Raw genomic sequence first — 18,406 nt, 5'->3', positions numbered from 1 at the left:
TGCGATGATTTGGGATGAGTTTTTGAGGCATTTTCGCTTCTGTGATGAGGAAGATAGCGGGCTATCTGACGAAGAACAGAAGCGGAAAGGACCAAAAAATCGCCCAAAGTACACACGAAAACGAACACATCAAGCCAAGAAAAACTTTTTGGAGAAATTCAAAACAGCTTCTAAGATAAAGAGCTTTAATCAAAAACAGTTCTAAACAGGTGCTTTGAATATCAAGGAGAATCAACGTAAGTTTCTGATTCTCCTTGATATTTTTATGAATGTCCTTTAGCGAATCTGACCGAGTTGAAAACGCAGTAATACTGCGTTTGCCGATGAAGTTATATCCATAGGCGAATGCAGTATATATTCAACCGCAGATGCAGTATATATTCAATCGCAGATGCAGTATATATTCAACCGCGGATGCAGTATATATTCATTTTTCAGGGGTATATATTGGCTGTTGGCGGACATTCATTTTTTATTTAATCCTTCCCGATAATCCAGGCAAATAATCGGCAGGCAAACAGTCCGTCAGTTTCATCTGTTGAGAAAGCATGTACAGCTTCCACACACCCGTCTTTTATATTCCAATTTCGCTTATGCGTTAATGTTATGTAAATCTAAGCGGTTTACTTTTTAATATATCACAGTTTTTTATTATTTTTGTACGATTTTTTTTGAGACATGAAGATTAAGGAAGTTTTGAATGCCCTTGAGATGTTCGCGCCTCTGCCTTTGCAAGACGGTTTTGATAATGCCGGTTTGCAAATCGGATTGACAGACGCGGAGGTTACAGGGGCTTTGTTGTGTTTGGACGTGACTGAAGCTGTGGTGGACGAAGCAATAGCTTTGGGATATAATTTGATAGTATCACACCATCCGCTTATCTTTAAAGGATTCAAGTCGGTTACGGGTAAAGACTATGTGGAGCGATGCGTTATTAAGGCTATTAAGAACGATATTGTAATTTATTCGATGCATACCAATTTGGACAATGCTTTGTTGGGAGTAAATTATAAGATTGCAGAAAAAATAGGATTGAGGCAAGTGCGTGTATTAGAGCCTAGAGAAAACGCATTATTGAAGCTGGTGACATTCGTACCGATGAAACACGTCAACCAAGTACGTGATGCTCTGTTTGGAGCAGGTTGCGGTTGTATAGGCAACTATGATGCTTGTAGTTATAATATAGAAGGAATCGGGACATTCCGGGCTGGAAACGGTACACATCCTTATTGTGGTAAAATAGGTGAATTACATCACGAAGAAGAGATGCGGATAGAAACCATTCTTCCGGTGTATAAGCGGGATGTAGTAACCAAAGCTTTATTGGCAGCCCATCCTTATGAAGAACCGGCATTTGATTTTTATCCGGTGCAAAACAAATGGAACCAGGCAGGGGCAGGCATCATAGGTGTCTTGGAAGAACCGGAAACAGAAGGTGACTTCCTGCGTCGCGTCAAGCAGATTTTTGAAGCAGGCTGCGTGAAACATTCGCGGCTGACAGGAAGATTAATCCGAAATGTAGCTTTGTGTGGAGGAGCGGGAGCATTTCTGCTGCCACGTGCTATAGCCAGTCAGGCTGATGTGTTTATAACAGGCGAAGTGAAGTATCACGATTATTTTTATTATGAGAATAGTATTTTGATTGCAGAAATAGGCCATTACGAAAGCGAACAATACACTAAAGAATTGATTTGTTCTTTATTAGAGAAAAAATTCCCATCATTGGAACTTCGTATGACCCGAATCAATACAAATCCGATTAAATATTTATAAAGCATTATGGCGAAAGAAGTAAAAAAAGATCCTAGTGAACTGAGTGTGGAGGAAAAACTGAAAGCTTTGTACCAATTGCAGACCATGTTGTCTGAAATTGACAAAATCAAGACTTTAAGAGGTGAACTTCCGTTGGAAGTACAAGACTTGGAAGATGAAGTGACAGGCTTAAGCACCCGCATCGAAAAGATTAAAGGTGAAATAGAAGAATTGAAATCGAACGTTGCTACCAAGCGTATTGAAATTGAAACAGCCAAGGCTTCAATCGATAAATACAAAGCACAACAAGACAATGTGCGTAATAATCGTGAATATGATGTGCTGACAAAGGAAATCGAATTCCAAACCTTGGAAGTGGAATTGTGTGAAAAACGCATCAGAGAGTATACCTCTTCTATCGAATCAAAACAAGAGGAAATAGAAAAGAACACACATACCCTGGAAGAAAGAAAGAAAGACTTGGAGATGAAGAAAAATGAATTGGATGAAATCATTTCTGAGACTAAACAGGAAGAGGAAAAACTCCGCGACAAGGCAAAAGCGTTGGAAGCAACTATCGAACCGCGTTTGCTTCAGGCATTCAAGCGCATTCGTAAAAACTCTCGAAACGGATTGGGAATTACTTATGTGCAGCGTGATGCATGTGGGGGATGCTTTAATAAGATTCCGCCTCAAAAACAATTGGACATCCGTATGCGAAAGAAAATCATTGTGTGTGAATATTGTGGACGCATCATGATTGACCCGGAACTGGCAGGAGTAATGCCTGAAAGACACTTGGAAACAAAAGTGAAATGATTTTTACCTGCAAAATATATGGGTCGCCCCAGCGAGCAAAGACATCTTGAGCTTTGTCCGTTGGGGCGATTCTTTTCATTCATAGTTCCTCATACGCCGGTACGGTGGGCAAGAATGTATAAGAGTGCGTTGCATAATCAATGTGGCAACAATAATGGTGGATTCCATTGCTCACAATCAGATATTCTACTTTCAGCACCATATTATAACGCGTAATTTGGTCGAATACAGCTTGCGTGATTTCCACATTTGGGGCTTTATATTCTATAATCATCCGGGCGGTCAGATTGCGGTTATAAAGCACCGTATCGCACCGCCTTTTCATTCCGTTCAGATTCAATTTGATTTCATTAGCCAGCAATCCCCAAGGATAACCTTTGTGCTCCAGCAAATAATGAGTGAAATGCTGCCGCACCCATTCTTCGGGTGTAAGGGCAACATATTTCTTGCGTAACACATCGAATATGAATTTTTTCCCGTCTTTGTTAGCAATTTTAAACGGATAAGGAGGTAAGTTTAATTCCAACATTTTATATCTTTGTATGAATAGCGTGAATAATTTATCATACAAAGTTACAAAAAAGTATGGCAAAAGAAATAACTTACGAAGAAATAGCCCGCAACCTGAAAAATAAAAACTATGCTCCCGTTTATTTCCTGATGGGAGAAGAGGATTACTATATCGACCGCATATCCGAATACATCATGCAATACGTTTTGACAGAGTCGGAGAAAGAGTTTAACCAGACCGTAGTATATGGAACAGACACAGATATAGCTTCTGTTATTAACGCAGCAAGAAGGTATCCGATGATGTCGAAATACCAGGTGGTTGTAGTTCGCGAAGCACAAAACTTAAAGAACTTGGACGAGTTGACGTATTATCTGCAAAAGCCGATGCTTTCTACCATTCTGGTATTTTGCTATAAACACGGCGCATTAGATCGTAGAAAAAAGCTGACAGCAGAACTGGAAAAGGTAGGTGTGCTGTTCGAATCCCGGAAGCTGAAAGACACTCAACTTCCAGGGTTTATCGCATCTTATTTAAAACGCCGTCAAGTGGAAATTGAGCCAAAAGCCTCAGAAATGATGGCAGAATTTGTAGGGACGGATTTGAACCGAATGGCAGGCGAGTTGGAAAAATTAATTATCACGCTTCCCAAGGGACAACGGCGGATTACACCCGAGCAGATAGAACAGAATATCGGCATCAGTAAGGACTTTAATAATTTCGAATTGCGGAATGCATTAATCGTAAAAGACGTATTCAAAGCGAATCGAATAGTAAAATATTTTGAAGAAAATCCAAAACACAATCCGTTGCAGGTTACGCTGGCTGTATTGTTCAATTTCTTTGCCAACCTGATGTTGGCATACTATGCTCCCCAAAAAAATGAAGAGGGAGTGGCCGCTCAACTTAGCCTGCGATCCCCGTGGCAAGCACGCGATTACCTGGCTGCCATGAAACACTATTCGGGAGTAAAAGTAATGAAGATTATCGAATGCATCCGTCAATGCGATGTTCGTTCGAAAGGTGTGAACAACGCTTCGGTTTCCGACGGGGAATTGTTGCGTGAACTGATTTATCAAATTCTTCATTGATTGCAGTCCGGCTGAAGTCAATCAAGGCAAAGTCACAATACCACGGTTCAAGGGCAAACGTATCTGTAAAATTATGCAGATGTATCCTCGGTAACGGAGAGGGTTATCCGATCTTGAGAAGAGAATATCTTCAACATCGGGGCATTTGTGCAAAATTAATCCCTGCATCCAATTTCTAAAGAAACACATTTCCGGAAAGATGAAAAGTTGATTTGCTTCCGTGGCTTGTGTGATTTTGCCATTCTTTTTTCAACCAATATTGCCTACCAGACGAAGATATATTCATAAGCCACTCCAGATAGCTTTTACAAGCTATGAAGATAACTGAAATGGCTATGAATATATCTTTATTTTGCACATCATTATTCTGATGAATCTTAAAGAATAGATTCGGGCTTTTTTTACATTCAGACATATACATTTCTACATTTTGGCTCCGATAAACCTAAAATACATTTGTATTTGTAAATGCCATGAATCGATATGTATATTTGTTTAGGCTGTAGTACAAATGTAAATACATGGTCTTATGGTTATATTGTGTACTTTTATAAATGTACATGATAATTTATACAATGTATTTATACACAGGATAATAGGCTAAAACCCAACAATCTATGAAGAATTAATGAAATAATATTTTATATGGCATTAAATAACTGTTTACATTTCTATACTATCGAAGTGTAAACAATCAAAATTATAGTATAACAATCTATATCCTAGTAGTTTATATGAATTTGTTAAAGTTAAAAAGAACTTGAAATTGATGGTTTACAGATGTAAACATTAGATGTGATTACAAATGTAATTCATGGTTATGTAATTTTGTTATTTGTTTTTCCATATGTAAATTTGCAAATGAAAATAAAAAGCATTACATTTGTAATCATTAAGATTATATACACAAATAATTATAATGAAAGACCGTATTTTACAAATCATACAAAAGGAGTCGTTAACCAATGCCGAATTTGCTGAAAAAATAGGCATATCGACATCTTCTCTGTCGCACATATTGACAGAGCGGAATAAACCTAGCCTGGAAGTGGTCATGCGCATTCACAAGGCTTATCCTTCTATTAACTTGAATTGGTTGCTTTATGGTGAAGGTGAAATGAAAGTCGTTGAAGAAGGTACCACAGATAGAAATAGCCGTCTGTACAGCAATGAGAATCCAGAAAATGCAAGCGGATATCCGGTTCGTTTTGATTTTCGCAAGGAAAACGCGTCTTCCACTCCAGGAAATGGTATGCAAAACACTGTAAAAGAAGAAATTAAATATATAGAAAAACCTCATCCGAAAATAGTTGAAATACGTATTTTCTTTGATAATGGAACATATCAGGTATTCAGGCCAGAAAAATCTTGATTATCTGTGGAAGTGGATGGGCAAAAGCGATGGAGTTTTCTCTATAGATTGAGGTAAATTCGTTATCTTTGTACTGTGAAACGAATTTACCTCAATTTATTTTATGAAGAAATACATTCTTGATTTGACTGTTACAGAAAACATACGTTTGCATGCAAACTATGTATTACTCAAGTTGACCCAGGTTGAGCCCTTGCCTGAAATGCTTCCGGGGCAGTTCGCCGAAATACGGGTAGACGGTTCGAACACGACATTCCTGCGTCGTCCTATTTCTATTAATTACGTAGACCGCCAGAAAAATGAGGTCTGGTTCTTGATTCAGCTGGTTGGTGATGGTACACGTAAATTGGCTACCGTGAATCCTGGGGACACAGTTAATGTGGTCATGCCGTTAGGAAACGGTTTTACAGTCCCAGAAGACACTGCTACTAAGGTGTTGCTGATAGGTGGAGGTGTAGGCACGGCTCCTTTGCTTTATTTAGGCGAAACTTTGTTGAAGAAAGGCTTGAAACCTACATTCTTGTTGGGAGCACGCTCGAAGAATGACTTGTTGCAACTGGACTTGTTCGAGGCATTGGGCGATGTCCATACTACTACCGAAGACGGAAGTATGGGAGAGAAAGGGTATGTCACGATGCACAGTGTACTGAGAGACAATACGTTCGATCTAATCTGCACATGTGGTCCTAAACCAATGATGATGGCCGTGGCCAAATACGCCAATCAGCAGGGCATAGCGTGTGAAGTGTCGCTAGAGAACACGATGGCATGCGGTGTGGGGGCTTGCCTTTGCTGTGTGGAAAACACTCGGGATGGTCATGTGTGTGTATGTAAAGAAGGTCCTGTATTTAATATAAAGAAACTATTATGGCAGATTTAAGTGTAAACATAGGAAAACTGGCTTTATCGAATCCGGTGATGACTGCATCGGGAACATTCGGTTACGGACTTGAATTCCAAGACTTTGTGGATTTGGAGAAAATTGGAGGAATTATCGTGAAGGGGACGACACTTCATCACCGTGAAGGAAATCCTTATCCGCGTATGGCGGAAACACCGATGGGCATGCTGAATGCTGTGGGACTACAAAACAAAGGGGTGCATTATTTTGCAGAACATATCTACCCACAAATCAAAGACATCCGTACCAATATGATTGTGAACGTGTCTGGATCGCAAATAGAGGATTATGTGGAAACAGCAAGCATTATCGACGGCCTGGACTGCATCCCGGCTATTGAGCTGAACATCTCATGCCCGAATGTCAAGCAAGGTGGGATGGCTTTCGGAGTAACAGCTCATGGAGCCGCCGAGGTTGTATCTGCAGTGCGAAAAGCTTATCACAAGACATTGATCGTGAAACTGTCGCCCAATGTGACCGACATCACAGAAATAGCGCGTGCAGTGGAAACTGCCGGAGCAGACAGTGTATCACTCATCAACACGCTGCTGGGAATGGCAATAGATGCCGAAAAGCGTAAACCGGTCTTATCCACTATCACTGGAGGGATGAGTGGAGCAGCAGTGAAGCCTATCGCCTTGCGCATGGTATGGCAAGTAGCAAAAGCCGTGAAGATACCTGTCATTGGGTTAGGTGGAATTATGAATGCCCGCGATGCCGTGGAGTTCCTGCTTGCTGGAGCAACCGCCGTACAGATAGGTACGGCCAACTTCATTGATCCGGCTATAACCGTAAAAGTAGCGGAAGGTATCAACGACTATCTAGACCGCCATGGATTTGCTTCAGTTCGTGACATCATCGGCGTGTTGGAATATTAAAAATAATTTACATATGCGAATGGCATACTGAAAATGCAAATAAAATAATTGGCCACAGATTTTTTTACTTTTTTGTCAAGAGAGAGGAAAATATAAATCTGTGGCCTTTTTTCGTGAATATGTAGATTTGAAATAAATGTAAAGAAATATCTTACTTCAGCAAGTCCGGACGCAACCGTTTGGTACGCTCTAAAGATTGTTGAAACTCCCATTCACGTATCTTTGCTTCGTGCCCCGAAAGCAGAACATCGGGTACCTTCCATCCTTTGTATTCTGCGGGACGGGTATAGACTGGTGGAGCCAGTAAATTATCTTGAAATGAATCGGACAGTGCCGATTGCTCGTCGGATATCACACCAGGGATAACCCGTACGATGGCATCAGATATGACGGCTGCCGCCAGTTCGCCTCCAGTTAGTACGTAATCGCCGATACTGATTTCCTTCGTAATAAAATGTTCGCGGATGCGGTAATCGATGCCTTTGAAATGCCCGCACAAGATAATCAGGTTTTGAGTCATCGACAAGGTGTTCGCCATTTTCTGGTCGAACTGCTCGCCGTCAGGGCTTGTGAAAATCACTTCGTCATAATCGCGCTCGGCTTTCAGGGCCGAAATGCAACGGTCTATCGGCTCTATCTTCATCACCATTCCTGCACATCCGCCGAAAGGATAATCGTCTACTTTTCGGTAGCGGTCGAAGGTGTAGTCACGTAAATTATGGATATGAAATTCAGCGATGCCTTTCTTTTGTGCCCGGCTCATGATGGAGCAGTTGAAAAAGCCCTCAATCATTTCGGGCAAAACGGTAATAATGTCTATTCGCATGTTTCCTTGTTATTTTTTTTGCAAAAGTACGAAGTTTCCGTTGTTCCCGTACCGCACACTGGCACATTTTTGCTATTTTTGCAAGAAACATCCGAAATGAACATGACAGAAATAGAAAGAATCGACCAGTTGCGTGAAGAATTGCACCTTCACAACTATAAATATTATGTAGAGAATGCGCCCGTCATCTCCGATCAGGAGTTCGACCACCTGATGCGCGAACTGCAAGACCTCGAAGCCCGTCATCCGGAGCATTACGACCCCAATTCGCCCTCGGTGCGGGTGGGTAGCGACATCAATAAGAACTTTGTTCAGGTAGAGCACCGTTATCCGATGCTTTCGTTAGGGAACACCTATTCGCAAGCCGAAGTGACGGAGTTTTACGAGCGTATTGCCAAAGCACTGAACGAAGATTTTGAGATCTGCTGCGAACTGAAATACGACGGCACTTCCATTTCGTTGACTTATGAAGACGGCAAGCTGGTACGTGCCGTGACACGTGGAGACGGTGTGCGAGGCGATGACGTGACCGATAATGTGAAGACCATTCGGGCTATTCCGCTGGTGCTGCACGGCGACGGCTATCCCCGCCAATTCGAAATGCGCGGCGAAGTGCTGATGCCCTGGAAGGTGTTCGAGGAACTGAACCACGAACGCGAACTGCGTGAAGAGCCTTTGTTTGCCAATCCGAGAAATGCGGCTTCGGGCACGCTGAAGTTGCAGAACTCTGCCGAAGTAGCAGCCCGCAAGCTTGACTCTTACCTTTATTATATGTTGGGCGAAAACCTGCCTCACGACGGACACTATGAAAACCTGCAAGAGGCTGCCCGATGGGGCTTCAAGGTTTCGCACGTGACACGCAAGGTGAAGACCCTGCAGGAGATATTCGACTTCATCAATTATTGGGATGTAGAACGGAAGAATCTGCCCGTGGCTACCGACGGCATTGTGTTAAAGGTAAATTCTTTGCGCCAGCAACGCAATTTGGGCTATACAGCCAAATCGCCGCGTTGGGCTATCGCCTACAAGTTTCAGGCAGAACGTGCTTTGACCCGATTGCTGAAAGTCACTTATCAGGTAGGGCGCACGGGAGCCGTAACGCCTGTCGCTAATTTGGAACCCGTGCAATTGGCAGGAACGGTAGTCAAACGCGCTTCGTTGCACAACGCCGACATCATTGCCTCACTTGATTTGCATATTGGCGATAACGTCTATGTAGAAAAGGGAGGCGAAATCATTCCGAAAATAACAGGTGTAGACGTGGCATCCCGTCCCGAAGGAAGCGAGAAAGTAACCTTCATCACCCATTGTCCCGAATGTGGAAGCCCGTTGGTGCGTTACGAAGACGAGGCAGCCTATTACTGCACCAACGAAAGTTCCTGTCCGCCGCAGATAAAAGGGAAGATCGAGCATTTTATCAGCCGCCGTGCGATGAACATCGAAGGCTTGGGACCTGAAACCGTCGACCAATTCTACCAGGAAGGACTGATACACGATGTAGCAGACCTCTACACGCTGAAGGCAGAAGACCTCGTACGGCTAGAACGCATGGGCGAAAAGTCGGCAGAGAACATCATTCAAGGTATTGCCCGTTCGCGCGAAGTGACTTACGAAAGGGTGCTTTTTGCATTAGGCATCCGTTTTGTAGGTGAAACAGTTGCAAAGAAAGTGGCACGTGCTTTCCGTTCCATCGAGGCATTGGCTACAGCTACGCTTGACGACCTGATTCACGTAGACGAAATCGGCGAGAAGATAGCTGGCAGCATACTGCGTTATTTTGCCGACGAGAAAAACCGCAACCTTATCGAACGCCTGCGTACGGCTGGGCTGAAGCTGGAAGCCGATGAAGAAGACCTTGCAGGGCATACCGATAAGCTACAGGGAAAGTCGATTGTCATCAGCGGCGTATTCGCCCGTCATTCGCGCGATGAATATAAGGAGATGATAGAGAAGCACGGAGGGAAGAACGTGGGCAGTATCTCGAAAAAGACCAGTTTCATCCTTGCCGGCGAAAACATGGGTCCCAGCAAGCTGGAAAAAGCCCGTGCACTAAGCATACCTATCCTAAGTGAAGATGAGTTTCTGAATATGATAAACGGATAAAAATAAAATGAGCTCCGCAAACAGCCAATACCTCTGAAAAATGAATATATACTGCAACCGCGATTGAATATATACTGCATTCGCGATTGAATATATACTGCATTCGCGATTGAATATATCTGCATCCACTTACGGATATATACTTCATCGGCTGACGCAGTACTACTGCGTTTTTCACCTCAGTCGGATTGGCTAAGAGCCTGTTTAAATTTTCCAATAAAGTAATATTCTATCAGGTTCTTTTGCGTTTGTTTCCGGTCTGTTTTCCCGATTTTATTCGTCAGATAGCTCGCTATCCTCCTCATAAAATCAGAAAAACATCCTCGAAAACAATTCGCAAAATTAACCTGAGCAAAATTTAAACGACAGGCTCTAATTGCGGAATTCATTTAAAAAAAATCCGCAAATCAGTTTTGTTCTACTATAATTTTGTATATTTGCCTAAGCATGCGTATTTAATCCGTGTGCCAATCAACTTAAATCGTAAACCCATAAAACACAAAGTATGACAGATAATAGAGAAAAACTCTTTTCCGATTTTCCAGAAGTGACAACTCAAGAATGGATGGACAGAATCCAGACAGATCTGAAAGGAGCTGACTATGAAAAGAAATTGGTATGGAAAACCAATGAAGGTTTTAATGTAAGGCCTTTTTATCGTCGGGAAGATTTGAAAGAACTGAAAACAATTGATTCGCTTCCAGGTGAATTCCCTTATTTGAGAGGAAATAAAAAAAATGACAATGCCTGGTTTATTCGTCAAGATATCCATGTGGAAAATCCTTTAGAAGCCAATCAGCATGCTCTTGCCTTACTCAACAAGGGTGTTGATTCGCTAGGATTTCATATCAAGGCAAAAGACTTGAATGCTGAATACCTTCGCACGTTATTGGAAGGAATCTATTGTGACAGCATCGAATTGAACTTCACTACTTGCCAGCGTCACACCGTGCTGTTGGCGCAGTTACTAACCGATTATTTTAAAGAGAAAGGGTATGCCTCTGACAAACTTTACGGATCGCTCAATTTTGACCCTATCGGCAAGATGCTGCAAAAAGGTAAAGATGTAAGCCCGATTATCAGCCAGGCAGCTGAGCTGGTACGAATTCTTGCCGATTATCCCCATTTCCGCTGTGTAGTTGTCAATGCATGTCAACTTAACAATGCCGGCTCCTATATTTATCAAGAATTAGGCTATGCATTGGCATGGGGGAATGAATATCTTAGCAGGCTGGTAGAAAGCGGAATTCCAGCAGACCTTGCTGCAAGAAAAATCAAGTTCCATTTTGGCATAAGTTCTAACTATTTTATGGAAATCGCCAAATTCCGTGCTGCACGTATGCTTTGGGCGTCTATAGTGAAAGCTTACCAGCCGAAGGAAGATACGGCATGCCAAATGAATATACACGCAGAAACCTCTACATTCAACCTGACGTTGTTTGATTCGTATGTTAATCTGCTTCGCACACAGACGGAAACAATGAGTGCAGCCTTGGCAGGGGTGGATTCGATAACCGTCACTCCTTTTGACAGTGTTTATGAAACGCCGAGTGAATTTTCTGAACGTTTGGCACGCAACCAACAACTGTTGCTGAAAGAAGAGTCTCACTTCAATCGTATTGTAGACCCTGCTGGCGGTTCATATTACATTGAAAACCTTACTGTATCCATAGCCAAGCAGGCATGGAACCTGTTTCTGAAAACCGATGAAGAAGGTGGAATGGTAAAAGCTATTCTTGCAGAAAATGTACAGAATGCCGTAAACCAAAGTAACCAGGCACGCCACGAAGCTGTATCACGCCGGAAAGAAATTCTGCTGGGAACCAATCAGTATCCGAACTTTAATGAAATAGCTGGAAGTAAAGTCCCGTATGAACATGTGTGCGGATGTGATGGAAAGCATCATCATGAGGAGGAAAAATCGTTTGCAAGACTCAGTACCGAGCGTGCAGCAAGCCAATTCGAAGCACTCCGCCTGGAAACCGAACGTTCGGGAAAACGTCCGAAAGCGTTTATGCTTACCATTGGCAATCTGGCAATGCGTCAGGCACGCGCCCAGTTCTCTTGCAATTTCCTGGCATGTGCCGGATATGAAGTAATAGATAACCTGGGCTTTGATTCAGTGGAGGAAGGCATAGAAGCGGCTTTAAAGTCAAATGCAGATGTTGTAGTCCTTTGCTCCAGTGATGATGAATATGCTCAATATGCAGTGCCTGCCTATCAGGCTTTGAACGGTCGTGCAATGTTCATTGTTGCAGGTGCTCCTGCCTGCATGGAGGACTTAAAAGCAGCAGGTATTAAACATTTCATTCATGTCCGTTGCAATGTATTGGAAACCTTGCGTACATTCAATGCTGAATTATTATGATTGACTTATCGAACACAGAACCACGGAATAACCATAAACCATGAAACCGAATTTTAAAGACATTGACATATTTGCCGGCTTTCATCCTCAAGATGGAAAAGAATGGCAACGCTCCAATGGCATTACTGCTAGCTGGAAAACACCTGAGCAAATCCAAGTAAAACCTGTCTATACCCAGGAAGACCTGGAAGGTATGGAACACCTTAATTATGCAGCAGGGCTTCCACCATTTTTGCGTGGACCTTACTCGATGATGTATGCTTTCCGTCCTTGGACAATCCGTCAGTATGCTGGTTTTTCTACGGCAGAAGAATCGAACGCATTTTACCGTCGTAACTTGGCTTCAGGACAGAAAGGATTGTCGGTCGCGTTTGATCTTCCTACTCATCGTGGCTATGACCCGGACCATCCTCGTGTAGTAGGAGATGTGGGGAAAGCAGGTGTATCTATCTGTTCACTTGAAAATATGAAAGTCTTGTTTGATGGCATTCCCTTGAACAAGATGTCCGTTTCAATGACCATGAATGGTGCCGTATTGCCTATTATGGCATTTTATATCAATGCAGGATTAGAGCAGGGAGCGAAACTGGAGGAAATGGCTGGCACTATTCAGAATGACATATTGAAAGAATTCATGGTGCGTAATACGTATATCTACCCACCTGCATTTTCAATGAAAATCATTTCTGATATTTTTGAATACACCTCGCAGAAGATGCCCAAATTCAATTCAATTTCTATTTCAGGCTATCACATGCAGGAAGCTGGTGCTACAGCTGATATCGAGCTTGCCTATACTCTTGCCGATGGATTGGAATATCTTCGTGCCGGGATTGCGGCTGGGATTGACATTGATGCCTTTGCTCCTCGGCTTTCTTTCTTTTGGGCAATCGGCATGAACCATTTCATGGAGATAGCCAAGATGCGTGCGGCGCGTATGTTGTGGGCAAAAATAGTCAAGCAATTTAATCCGAAGAACCCCAAATCACTTACTTTGCGTACTCATTCCCAGACATCCGGATGGTCGCTTACCGAACAAGATCCTTTTAATAATGTTGGCCGTACTTGTATTGAAGCAATGGCAGCTGCATTAGGACATACACAATCTTTGCATACCAATGCTTTAGACGAAGCTATTGCGCTGCCTACCGATTTTTCGGCACGTATCGCACGTAACACTCAAATTTATATACAGGAAGAAACACAGATTTGCCGTGAGATAGATCCGTGGGCTGGGTCTTATTACGTAGAATCATTGACTCATGAACTTGCCCATCGTGCATGGGAACATATTCAAGAGATTGAAAAATTGGGTGGAATGGCAAAAGCTATCGAGACAGGAATTCCGAAAATGCGTATTGAAGAAGCAGCAGCACGTACTCAGGCACGTATTGATTCGGGCGAACAGACTATTGTTGGTACTAACAAGTATCGTTTGGAAAAAGAAGATCCGATTGATATCCTGGAAGTAGATAATACAGCTGTACGTCAAGAACAAATAGAGAATCTGCGACGTCTGCGTGAAGGAAGAAATCAAGAAGAGGTAGATAATGCCTTGAATGCAATTACAGAATGTGTACGCACCGGTAAGGGGAATTTACTTGAACTTGCAGTGGCGGCAGCCAAAGTACGTGCAACATTGGGTGAGATTTCGTACGCATGCGAAAAGGTGGTAGGAAGATATAAAGCAGTAATTAAAACAATTTCAGGCGTGTATTCATCAGAAAGTAAAAAAGATGCAGACTTTACACGGGCGTGTGAGTTAACCGAAGAGTTTGCCAAAAAAGAGGGAAGGCGTCCGCGGGTAATGATTGCTAAAATGGGACAAGACGGACACGACCGAGGGGCTAAAGTTGTAGCCACAGGATTTGCTGATTGTGGCTTCGATGTAGATATGGGTCCTTTGTTTCAAACTCCGGCAGAAGCAGCTCGTGAAGCTGTAGAGAACGATGTGCATGCTGTAGGAGTATCATCACTGGCTGCAGGACATAAGACACTTATTCCACAAATTATCGCAGAGCTGAAAAATTTAGGCCGTGAAGACATACTTGTATTTGCCGGTGGTGTTATTCCTCCGCAAGACTACGATTTTCTTTATCGGGCTGGTGTAATGGCTATATTTGGTCCTGGAACTTCGGTTGCGAAGTCGGCATGTCAAGTTATGGAATTCTTGCTTGGCGAGGATTAATTGTGTGAATTTATAGAAGGTCTCAGGGAAATATAAAAGCCTGTTTCAGGATTATCCGAATGTCCTTAAAAATAAAAGATGGCATATGAAGATGAACTACCTATTTAATCATCTTATATGCCATCTTTATTGTGCAAATTGCTGAATCTTAGTAAACTTCCCGTACTGTCATGACTTCTGGATAAGACCTGATTGGTTGACTTTTGCCAGTAGATTATCTACTTGTTTCCGCCAATCAGACAGATTTGATACGCATAAAGTGTTCATACCTGCTTTTTTACCTGATTCTATATTCGTTATACTATCATCAATGAATAGTGTTTCTTCAGGCTGCATCCGTGCGTCTTCCAACATTTTTTTGAAAATATCCATTCCAGGTTTCATGCATCTCATCTCGAACGAGAGGTAGAGCTTGTCGAAATACGTGTCAATGCTTTTACCCGAAGGAGTGAACTGGGGCGTGCGTGCCCAATAATCCATCAGGTAGGGATTGGTGTTACTAAGTAGGAAGGTACGATACCCCTGCTTGCGCAATTCGGTGATGTAGTCCAGTTTGCGCAAGTCCATGCCACTCACGAAACTCATCCAGGCCTGACGTACTTCTTCGCGCTTCAGTGTGCGTCCGCACAATTGCCCCAGTTTCTCACGATAGTCTTCTTCGCGCAGTTTCCCTTCTTCCAATTCTTGAAATATTCCGGTCTGGTGATACTTGTCAAGAATGTGGCCGGCATCGGTCAGACCAAGATGTACAAAAGCCTTGACCGCTTGTTCGCGGTCGAGGTCGACTATCACGCCACCGAAATCAAATACAACATTCTTTATCATACTTGTTATTTGTTTCTAGGGTTATTTTTTAGCCATTTGTCCAACCAGCGAAAGAAAATGCGTTGCCATAATACACCATTCTGAGGTTTCAGCACCCAGTGGTTCTCATCGGGAAAAATGAGTAGTTCAGCGGGCACTCCTCTGAGTTTGGCAGCATTGAAAGCTGCCATTCCCTGTGAAGCGAGGATGCGGTAATCCTTTTCACCATGGATACAAAGGATAGGTGTATCCCATTTATCGACGAAGAGGTGTGGCGAGTTGGCATAGCTGCGCTGTACGGCAGGGTTCTGCTTATCCCAATATGGACCGCCTAAGTCCCAGTTGGTAAACCACAGTTCTTCGGTTTCTAAGTATTGTTGTTCCATGTTGAAGAATCCATCGTGGGCGATAAAAGCCTTGAAACGTTTGTTGTGGTGTCCGGCGAGCCAGTATACCGAGTATCCTCCAAAGCTGGCTCCCACGCAACCTAGGCGTTCCTTGTCAACGTAGGGTTCCTGGGCAATATCGTCTATTGCGCTCAAGTAATCATCCATGCAATGTCCGCCATAGTTAGTACTGATTTCCTCCAACCATTCCATGCCGAATCCAGGCAATCCGCGACGGTTGGGAGCGATGACTATGTAACCATTGGCAGCCATGATTTGCAGGTTCCAGCGATAGCTCCAGAACTGACTGACGGGGCTTTGCGGTCCTCCTTCACAGAAGAGTAGGGTGGGGTATTTCTTGCTCGGGTCAAAGTCTGTGGGATAAACTACCCACGAGAGCATGTCCTTGCCGTCTACGGTTTTGGTCCAACGGGGTTCTACCTTTCCTTTCTTCAATTGGCCGAAGATATGGTCGTTTTCCGTCGTGATGCGAGTCACCTTGTGTTTTTCTTTCAGGTCGACAGTAAAAAGCTCGTCAGCTTCGCTCAGCGAATGGCGCATGGTAAGCAGTTGCTTATCATTCAACATGCTGACCGATGTATAATCGTACATTCCTTCAGTGAGTTGTTTCACCTCTCCCTTCAGGTTGGTACTATGAATCATGCTGGTAGCGTGCCATACGCCTGTAAAGTATAAGGTCTCACTGTCTGGAGCCCAGCAGTAGCTATCCACGCCTGATTGGAATGTTTCCGTCACGTAGATTTTCTCTCCACTGTCCAGATTCATTACGCACAGGCGGTTACGATCGCTTTCGTAGCCATCTCGTTCCATACTTTGCCAGGCAATGTGCTTACCGTCTGGCGAAAATTGTGGGTTGGTATCATAGCCCAAGTTCTTATCGATGGCATCTTCTTTGCAGAGGTTGCGAGTCTGTTTGGTATTAATGTCGTAAAGGTAGATGTCCGAGTCGGTCGATACGGCATACTCTTTACCGTTTTTTTTGCGGCAAGTATAGGCTATTTGCTTGCCATCGTTACTCCATGCCAGTTGTTCGATGCCTCCGAAAGGCTTCATCGGTGATTCATAAGGCTCTCCAGCTAAGATATCGGTAGCATCGCCCACTTGGTTGCCGTCAAAAGATGCAATGAAAGGGTGTGGGATTGTTTCCACCCATTCGTCCCAGTGCTTGTACATTAAGTCATCTATCACCCGTCCGCTCGCCTTGTCAAGGTCAGGATATAGGTCGGAGGTGCGTTCGCCGTATTTTACTTGAGCAATAAAAAGTACCTTGTTTTCGTCGGGTGAGAACTGGAAGCCTTCAATATCGCTTGGGTGTGCCGAGAGTTGCTTGCGTCCGCTGCCATCAGGATTCATTTCCCAAAGCTGGCTGCTTCCACTTTCCGATGTGAGGAAAGCGATTTTGGTACCGTTTTTTATCCAGGTAGGGGAATTTTCACTAGTTGCAGAGGTGGTGAGCATAGTGTTTCCCGTACCGTCAGCGTTCATCACATAGATGACCGTGTGACTAGCGTTTTCCTTTACGCTGTAATATGATACGGTGTAGACAATCCGTTTTCCATCGGGCGACACATTGGTGCTACCGATACGACCCATTGCCCAAAGGGCTTCGGGGGTTAACCGGCCGTCTTTGATGGTTATCTCCTGTTTGCCGATAAAAGGTTTATCTGTTTGTACGCCGGCGTACGTCTGTCCACTTGCAGCAAGCATCACGGCGGCAGTCATAGTCATTAAACTTGTTTTCATTTATTTTTAATGTTAAATTTAGGTTGTTCAATTATTTCACCATAGAAAGACAGGGAAGCATAGTCTGTTTTCAATAGCTCTTCTGTATTTGGTAGTGAATGTGCAGTTCACTTTCCGGTAAAATAGGCCGGATAGTTGTCGAACAAGCAGTTCAACTGGTTGCCTCCCATCTGGATGTTATCCATGTACGAATAACCGTTCCGGTAGTCAATTCGGATGCTGGTGTATGAAACATTCCACCAGTCCCATCCGAAATGCATCGTTGACTCGTTTCGGTTCCCATACCGGTCTTCTTGATAGAGGTAGTCCGTACCTGTATTATCGGGGTAGAAGCGAAGTTCCTGATAATAATACGTGTCATACTCATCGTACCATTCTTCCACCCATGTCCTGCTGCATAGATAATCGGTACATTCGCGGTAACTGTTCGTGCCATTTCCAAATTCGATTCCTATTCCTGCGTATTCACATGAAGCTAATGTGAGCACCATTGCCGTCAGGAAAAATATGCGGTAAAGTTTGTGTGTCTGGGTTTTCATGTCATCCTCCTTTTCTTGTTGTTGGTTTCTATGTGCAAAGATAAACTTGACACTCGGTACTTCCAACTTATTTTTCCTAAATCGGACAAGGGAGATTCCTATTC

Annotated in this window: 15 protein-coding genes; 10 read left to right on the top strand and 5 right to left on the bottom strand. The window is 43.3% G+C overall.

Going from position 1 to position 18,406, the window contains the following annotated elements; genetic code table 11:
- From B5F78_RS17210 to B5F78_RS09480, 3 genes are all read left to right on the top strand, one after another.
- Positions 1-205: hypothetical protein (locus tag B5F78_RS17210; RefSeq protein ID WP_162608517.1), on the top strand; the 205-nt coding region annotated here is incomplete at its 5' end.
- A gap of 473 nt (positions 206-678) precedes the next feature.
- On the top strand, positions 679-1,773 hold the full coding sequence (locus tag B5F78_RS09485; RefSeq protein WP_087211891.1) for a Nif3-like dinuclear metal center hexameric protein: 1,095 nt from the start codon (positions 679-681) through the stop codon (positions 1,771-1,773).
- A gap of 6 nt (positions 1,774-1,779) precedes the next feature.
- Complete coding sequence (locus tag B5F78_RS09480) at positions 1,780-2,571, top strand: zinc ribbon domain-containing protein (protein WP_022039184.1); 792 nt, start codon at positions 1,780-1,782, stop codon at positions 2,569-2,571.
- Positions 2,572-2,650: 79 nt separating this feature from the next.
- Here B5F78_RS09480 and B5F78_RS09475 read toward each other — a convergent pair whose 3' ends face one another.
- Positions 2,651-3,100 carry a type I restriction enzyme HsdR N-terminal domain-containing protein gene (locus B5F78_RS09475; RefSeq protein WP_087406576.1) on the bottom strand — a complete coding sequence of 150 codons (450 nt, stop codon included), beginning with the start codon at positions 3,098-3,100 and terminating at the stop codon, positions 2,651-2,653.
- Between the two features lie 56 nt (positions 3,101-3,156).
- Here B5F78_RS09475 and holA point away from each other — a divergent pair, with 56 nt between their 5' ends.
- The 4 genes from holA to B5F78_RS09455 all read left to right on the top strand — a co-directional run bounded on the left by holA (position 3,157) and on the right by B5F78_RS09455 (position 7,324).
- Positions 3,157-4,173 carry a DNA polymerase III subunit delta gene (gene holA, locus B5F78_RS09470; RefSeq protein ID WP_022039186.1) on the top strand — a complete coding sequence of 339 codons (1,017 nt, stop codon included), beginning with the start codon at positions 3,157-3,159 and terminating at the stop codon, positions 4,171-4,173.
- Between the two features lie 919 nt (positions 4,174-5,092).
- Positions 5,093-5,545: a helix-turn-helix domain-containing protein gene (locus B5F78_RS09465; protein WP_087406575.1), complete on the top strand. Its 453-nt coding sequence runs from the start codon at positions 5,093-5,095 to the stop codon at positions 5,543-5,545.
- A 103-nt stretch (positions 5,546-5,648) separates the two neighbouring features.
- Positions 5,649-6,425 carry a dihydroorotate dehydrogenase electron transfer subunit gene (locus B5F78_RS09460; protein WP_087406574.1) on the top strand — a complete coding sequence of 259 codons (777 nt, stop codon included), beginning with the start codon at positions 5,649-5,651 and terminating at the stop codon, positions 6,423-6,425.
- On the top strand, positions 6,413-7,324 hold the full coding sequence (locus B5F78_RS09455; RefSeq protein WP_087406573.1) for a dihydroorotate dehydrogenase: 912 nt from the start codon (positions 6,413-6,415) through the stop codon (positions 7,322-7,324). The genes B5F78_RS09460 and B5F78_RS09455 overlap by 13 nt, the downstream gene beginning before the upstream one ends.
- Positions 7,325-7,475: 151 nt before the next feature.
- On the opposite strand, the gene trmD is transcribed toward B5F78_RS09455, so the two are convergent.
- Positions 7,476-8,150: a tRNA (guanosine(37)-N1)-methyltransferase TrmD gene (gene trmD, locus B5F78_RS09450; protein ID WP_022039191.1), complete on the bottom strand. Its 675-nt coding sequence runs from the start codon at positions 8,148-8,150 to the stop codon at positions 7,476-7,478.
- A 102-nt stretch (positions 8,151-8,252) separates the two neighbouring features.
- On the opposite strand from trmD, the gene ligA reads away from it, so the two are divergent.
- The 3 genes from ligA to scpA all read left to right on the top strand — a co-directional run bounded on the left by ligA (position 8,253) and on the right by scpA (position 14,809).
- A complete protein-coding gene (gene ligA, locus B5F78_RS09445; RefSeq protein ID WP_087406577.1) occupies positions 8,253-10,253 on the top strand; it encodes an NAD-dependent DNA ligase LigA in 2,001 nt (666 codons plus the stop codon).
- 505 nt (positions 10,254-10,758) lie between these two features.
- Positions 10,759-12,621, top strand: coding sequence for a methylmalonyl-CoA mutase small subunit (gene mutA, locus B5F78_RS09440; RefSeq protein ID WP_087406572.1), 1,863 nt, complete (start codon positions 10,759-10,761; stop codon positions 12,619-12,621).
- 40 nt (positions 12,622-12,661) lie between these two features.
- Positions 12,662-14,809, top strand: coding sequence for a methylmalonyl-CoA mutase (gene scpA / locus B5F78_RS09435; RefSeq protein WP_022040868.1), 2,148 nt, complete (start codon positions 12,662-12,664; stop codon positions 14,807-14,809).
- Between the two features lie 168 nt (positions 14,810-14,977).
- Here scpA and B5F78_RS09430 read toward each other — a convergent pair whose 3' ends face one another.
- From B5F78_RS09430 to B5F78_RS09420, 3 genes are all read right to left on the bottom strand, one after another.
- The gene (locus B5F78_RS09430) at positions 14,978-15,634 is read right to left on the bottom strand and encodes an HAD family hydrolase (RefSeq protein WP_022040869.1); all 657 of its coding nucleotides are present in this window, start codon (positions 15,632-15,634) and stop codon (positions 14,978-14,980) included.
- A 5-nt stretch (positions 15,635-15,639) separates the two neighbouring features.
- Positions 15,640-17,763 (bottom strand): S9 family peptidase, encoded by a 2,124-nt coding sequence (locus B5F78_RS09425; protein ID WP_204430970.1) that lies wholly within the window; start codon positions 17,761-17,763, stop codon positions 15,640-15,642.
- 107 nt (positions 17,764-17,870) lie between these two features.
- On the bottom strand, positions 17,871-18,302 hold the full coding sequence (locus B5F78_RS09420) for a hypothetical protein (RefSeq protein WP_022040871.1): 432 nt from the start codon (positions 18,300-18,302) through the stop codon (positions 17,871-17,873).
- Positions 18,303-18,406 lie beyond the last annotated feature (104 nt).

Origin of the sequence: Bacteroides sp. An279, from assembly GCF_002159615.1 — a bacterium.
GTDB lineage: Bacteria > Bacteroidota > Bacteroidia > Bacteroidales > Bacteroidaceae > Phocaeicola > Phocaeicola intestinalis.
This window is presented reverse-complemented; position numbering and strand designations above follow the sequence as displayed.

What these genes read in the sequence shown, in the direction of transcription:
- mutA (WP_087406572.1), top strand. Translation starts at nt 10,759, where the DNA reads ATGACAGATAATAGAGAAAAACTCTTTTCCGATTTTCCAGAAGTGACA.
- ligA (WP_087406577.1), top strand. Translation starts at nt 8,253, where the DNA reads ATGACAGAAATAGAAAGAATCGACCAGTTGCGTGAAGAATTGCACCTT.
- scpA (WP_022040868.1), top strand. Translation starts at nt 12,662, where the DNA reads ATGAAACCGAATTTTAAAGACATTGACATATTTGCCGGCTTTCATCCT.
- B5F78_RS09430 (WP_022040869.1), bottom strand. Translation starts at nt 15,634, where the DNA reads ATGATAAAGAATGTTGTATTTGATTTCGGTGGCGTGATAGTCGACCTC.
- B5F78_RS09425 (WP_204430970.1), bottom strand. Translation starts at nt 17,763, where the DNA reads ATGAAAACAAGTTTAATGACTATGACTGCCGCCGTGATGCTTGCTGCA.
- B5F78_RS09420 (WP_022040871.1), bottom strand. Translation starts at nt 18,302, where the DNA reads ATGAAAACCCAGACACACAAACTTTACCGCATATTTTTCCTGACGGCA.
- B5F78_RS09475 (WP_087406576.1), bottom strand. Translation starts at nt 3,100, where the DNA reads ATGTTGGAATTAAACTTACCTCCTTATCCGTTTAAAATTGCTAACAAA.
- trmD (WP_022039191.1), bottom strand. Translation starts at nt 8,150, where the DNA reads ATGCGAATAGACATTATTACCGTTTTGCCCGAAATGATTGAGGGCTTT.
- B5F78_RS09465 (WP_087406575.1), top strand. Translation starts at nt 5,093, where the DNA reads ATGAAAGACCGTATTTTACAAATCATACAAAAGGAGTCGTTAACCAAT.
- B5F78_RS09460 (WP_087406574.1), top strand. Translation starts at nt 5,649, where the DNA reads ATGAAGAAATACATTCTTGATTTGACTGTTACAGAAAACATACGTTTG.
- B5F78_RS09455 (WP_087406573.1), top strand. Translation starts at nt 6,413, where the DNA reads ATGGCAGATTTAAGTGTAAACATAGGAAAACTGGCTTTATCGAATCCG.
- holA (WP_022039186.1), top strand. Translation starts at nt 3,157, where the DNA reads ATGGCAAAAGAAATAACTTACGAAGAAATAGCCCGCAACCTGAAAAAT.
- B5F78_RS09480 (WP_022039184.1), top strand. Translation starts at nt 1,780, where the DNA reads ATGGCGAAAGAAGTAAAAAAAGATCCTAGTGAACTGAGTGTGGAGGAA.
- B5F78_RS09485 (WP_087211891.1), top strand. Translation starts at nt 679, where the DNA reads ATGAAGATTAAGGAAGTTTTGAATGCCCTTGAGATGTTCGCGCCTCTG.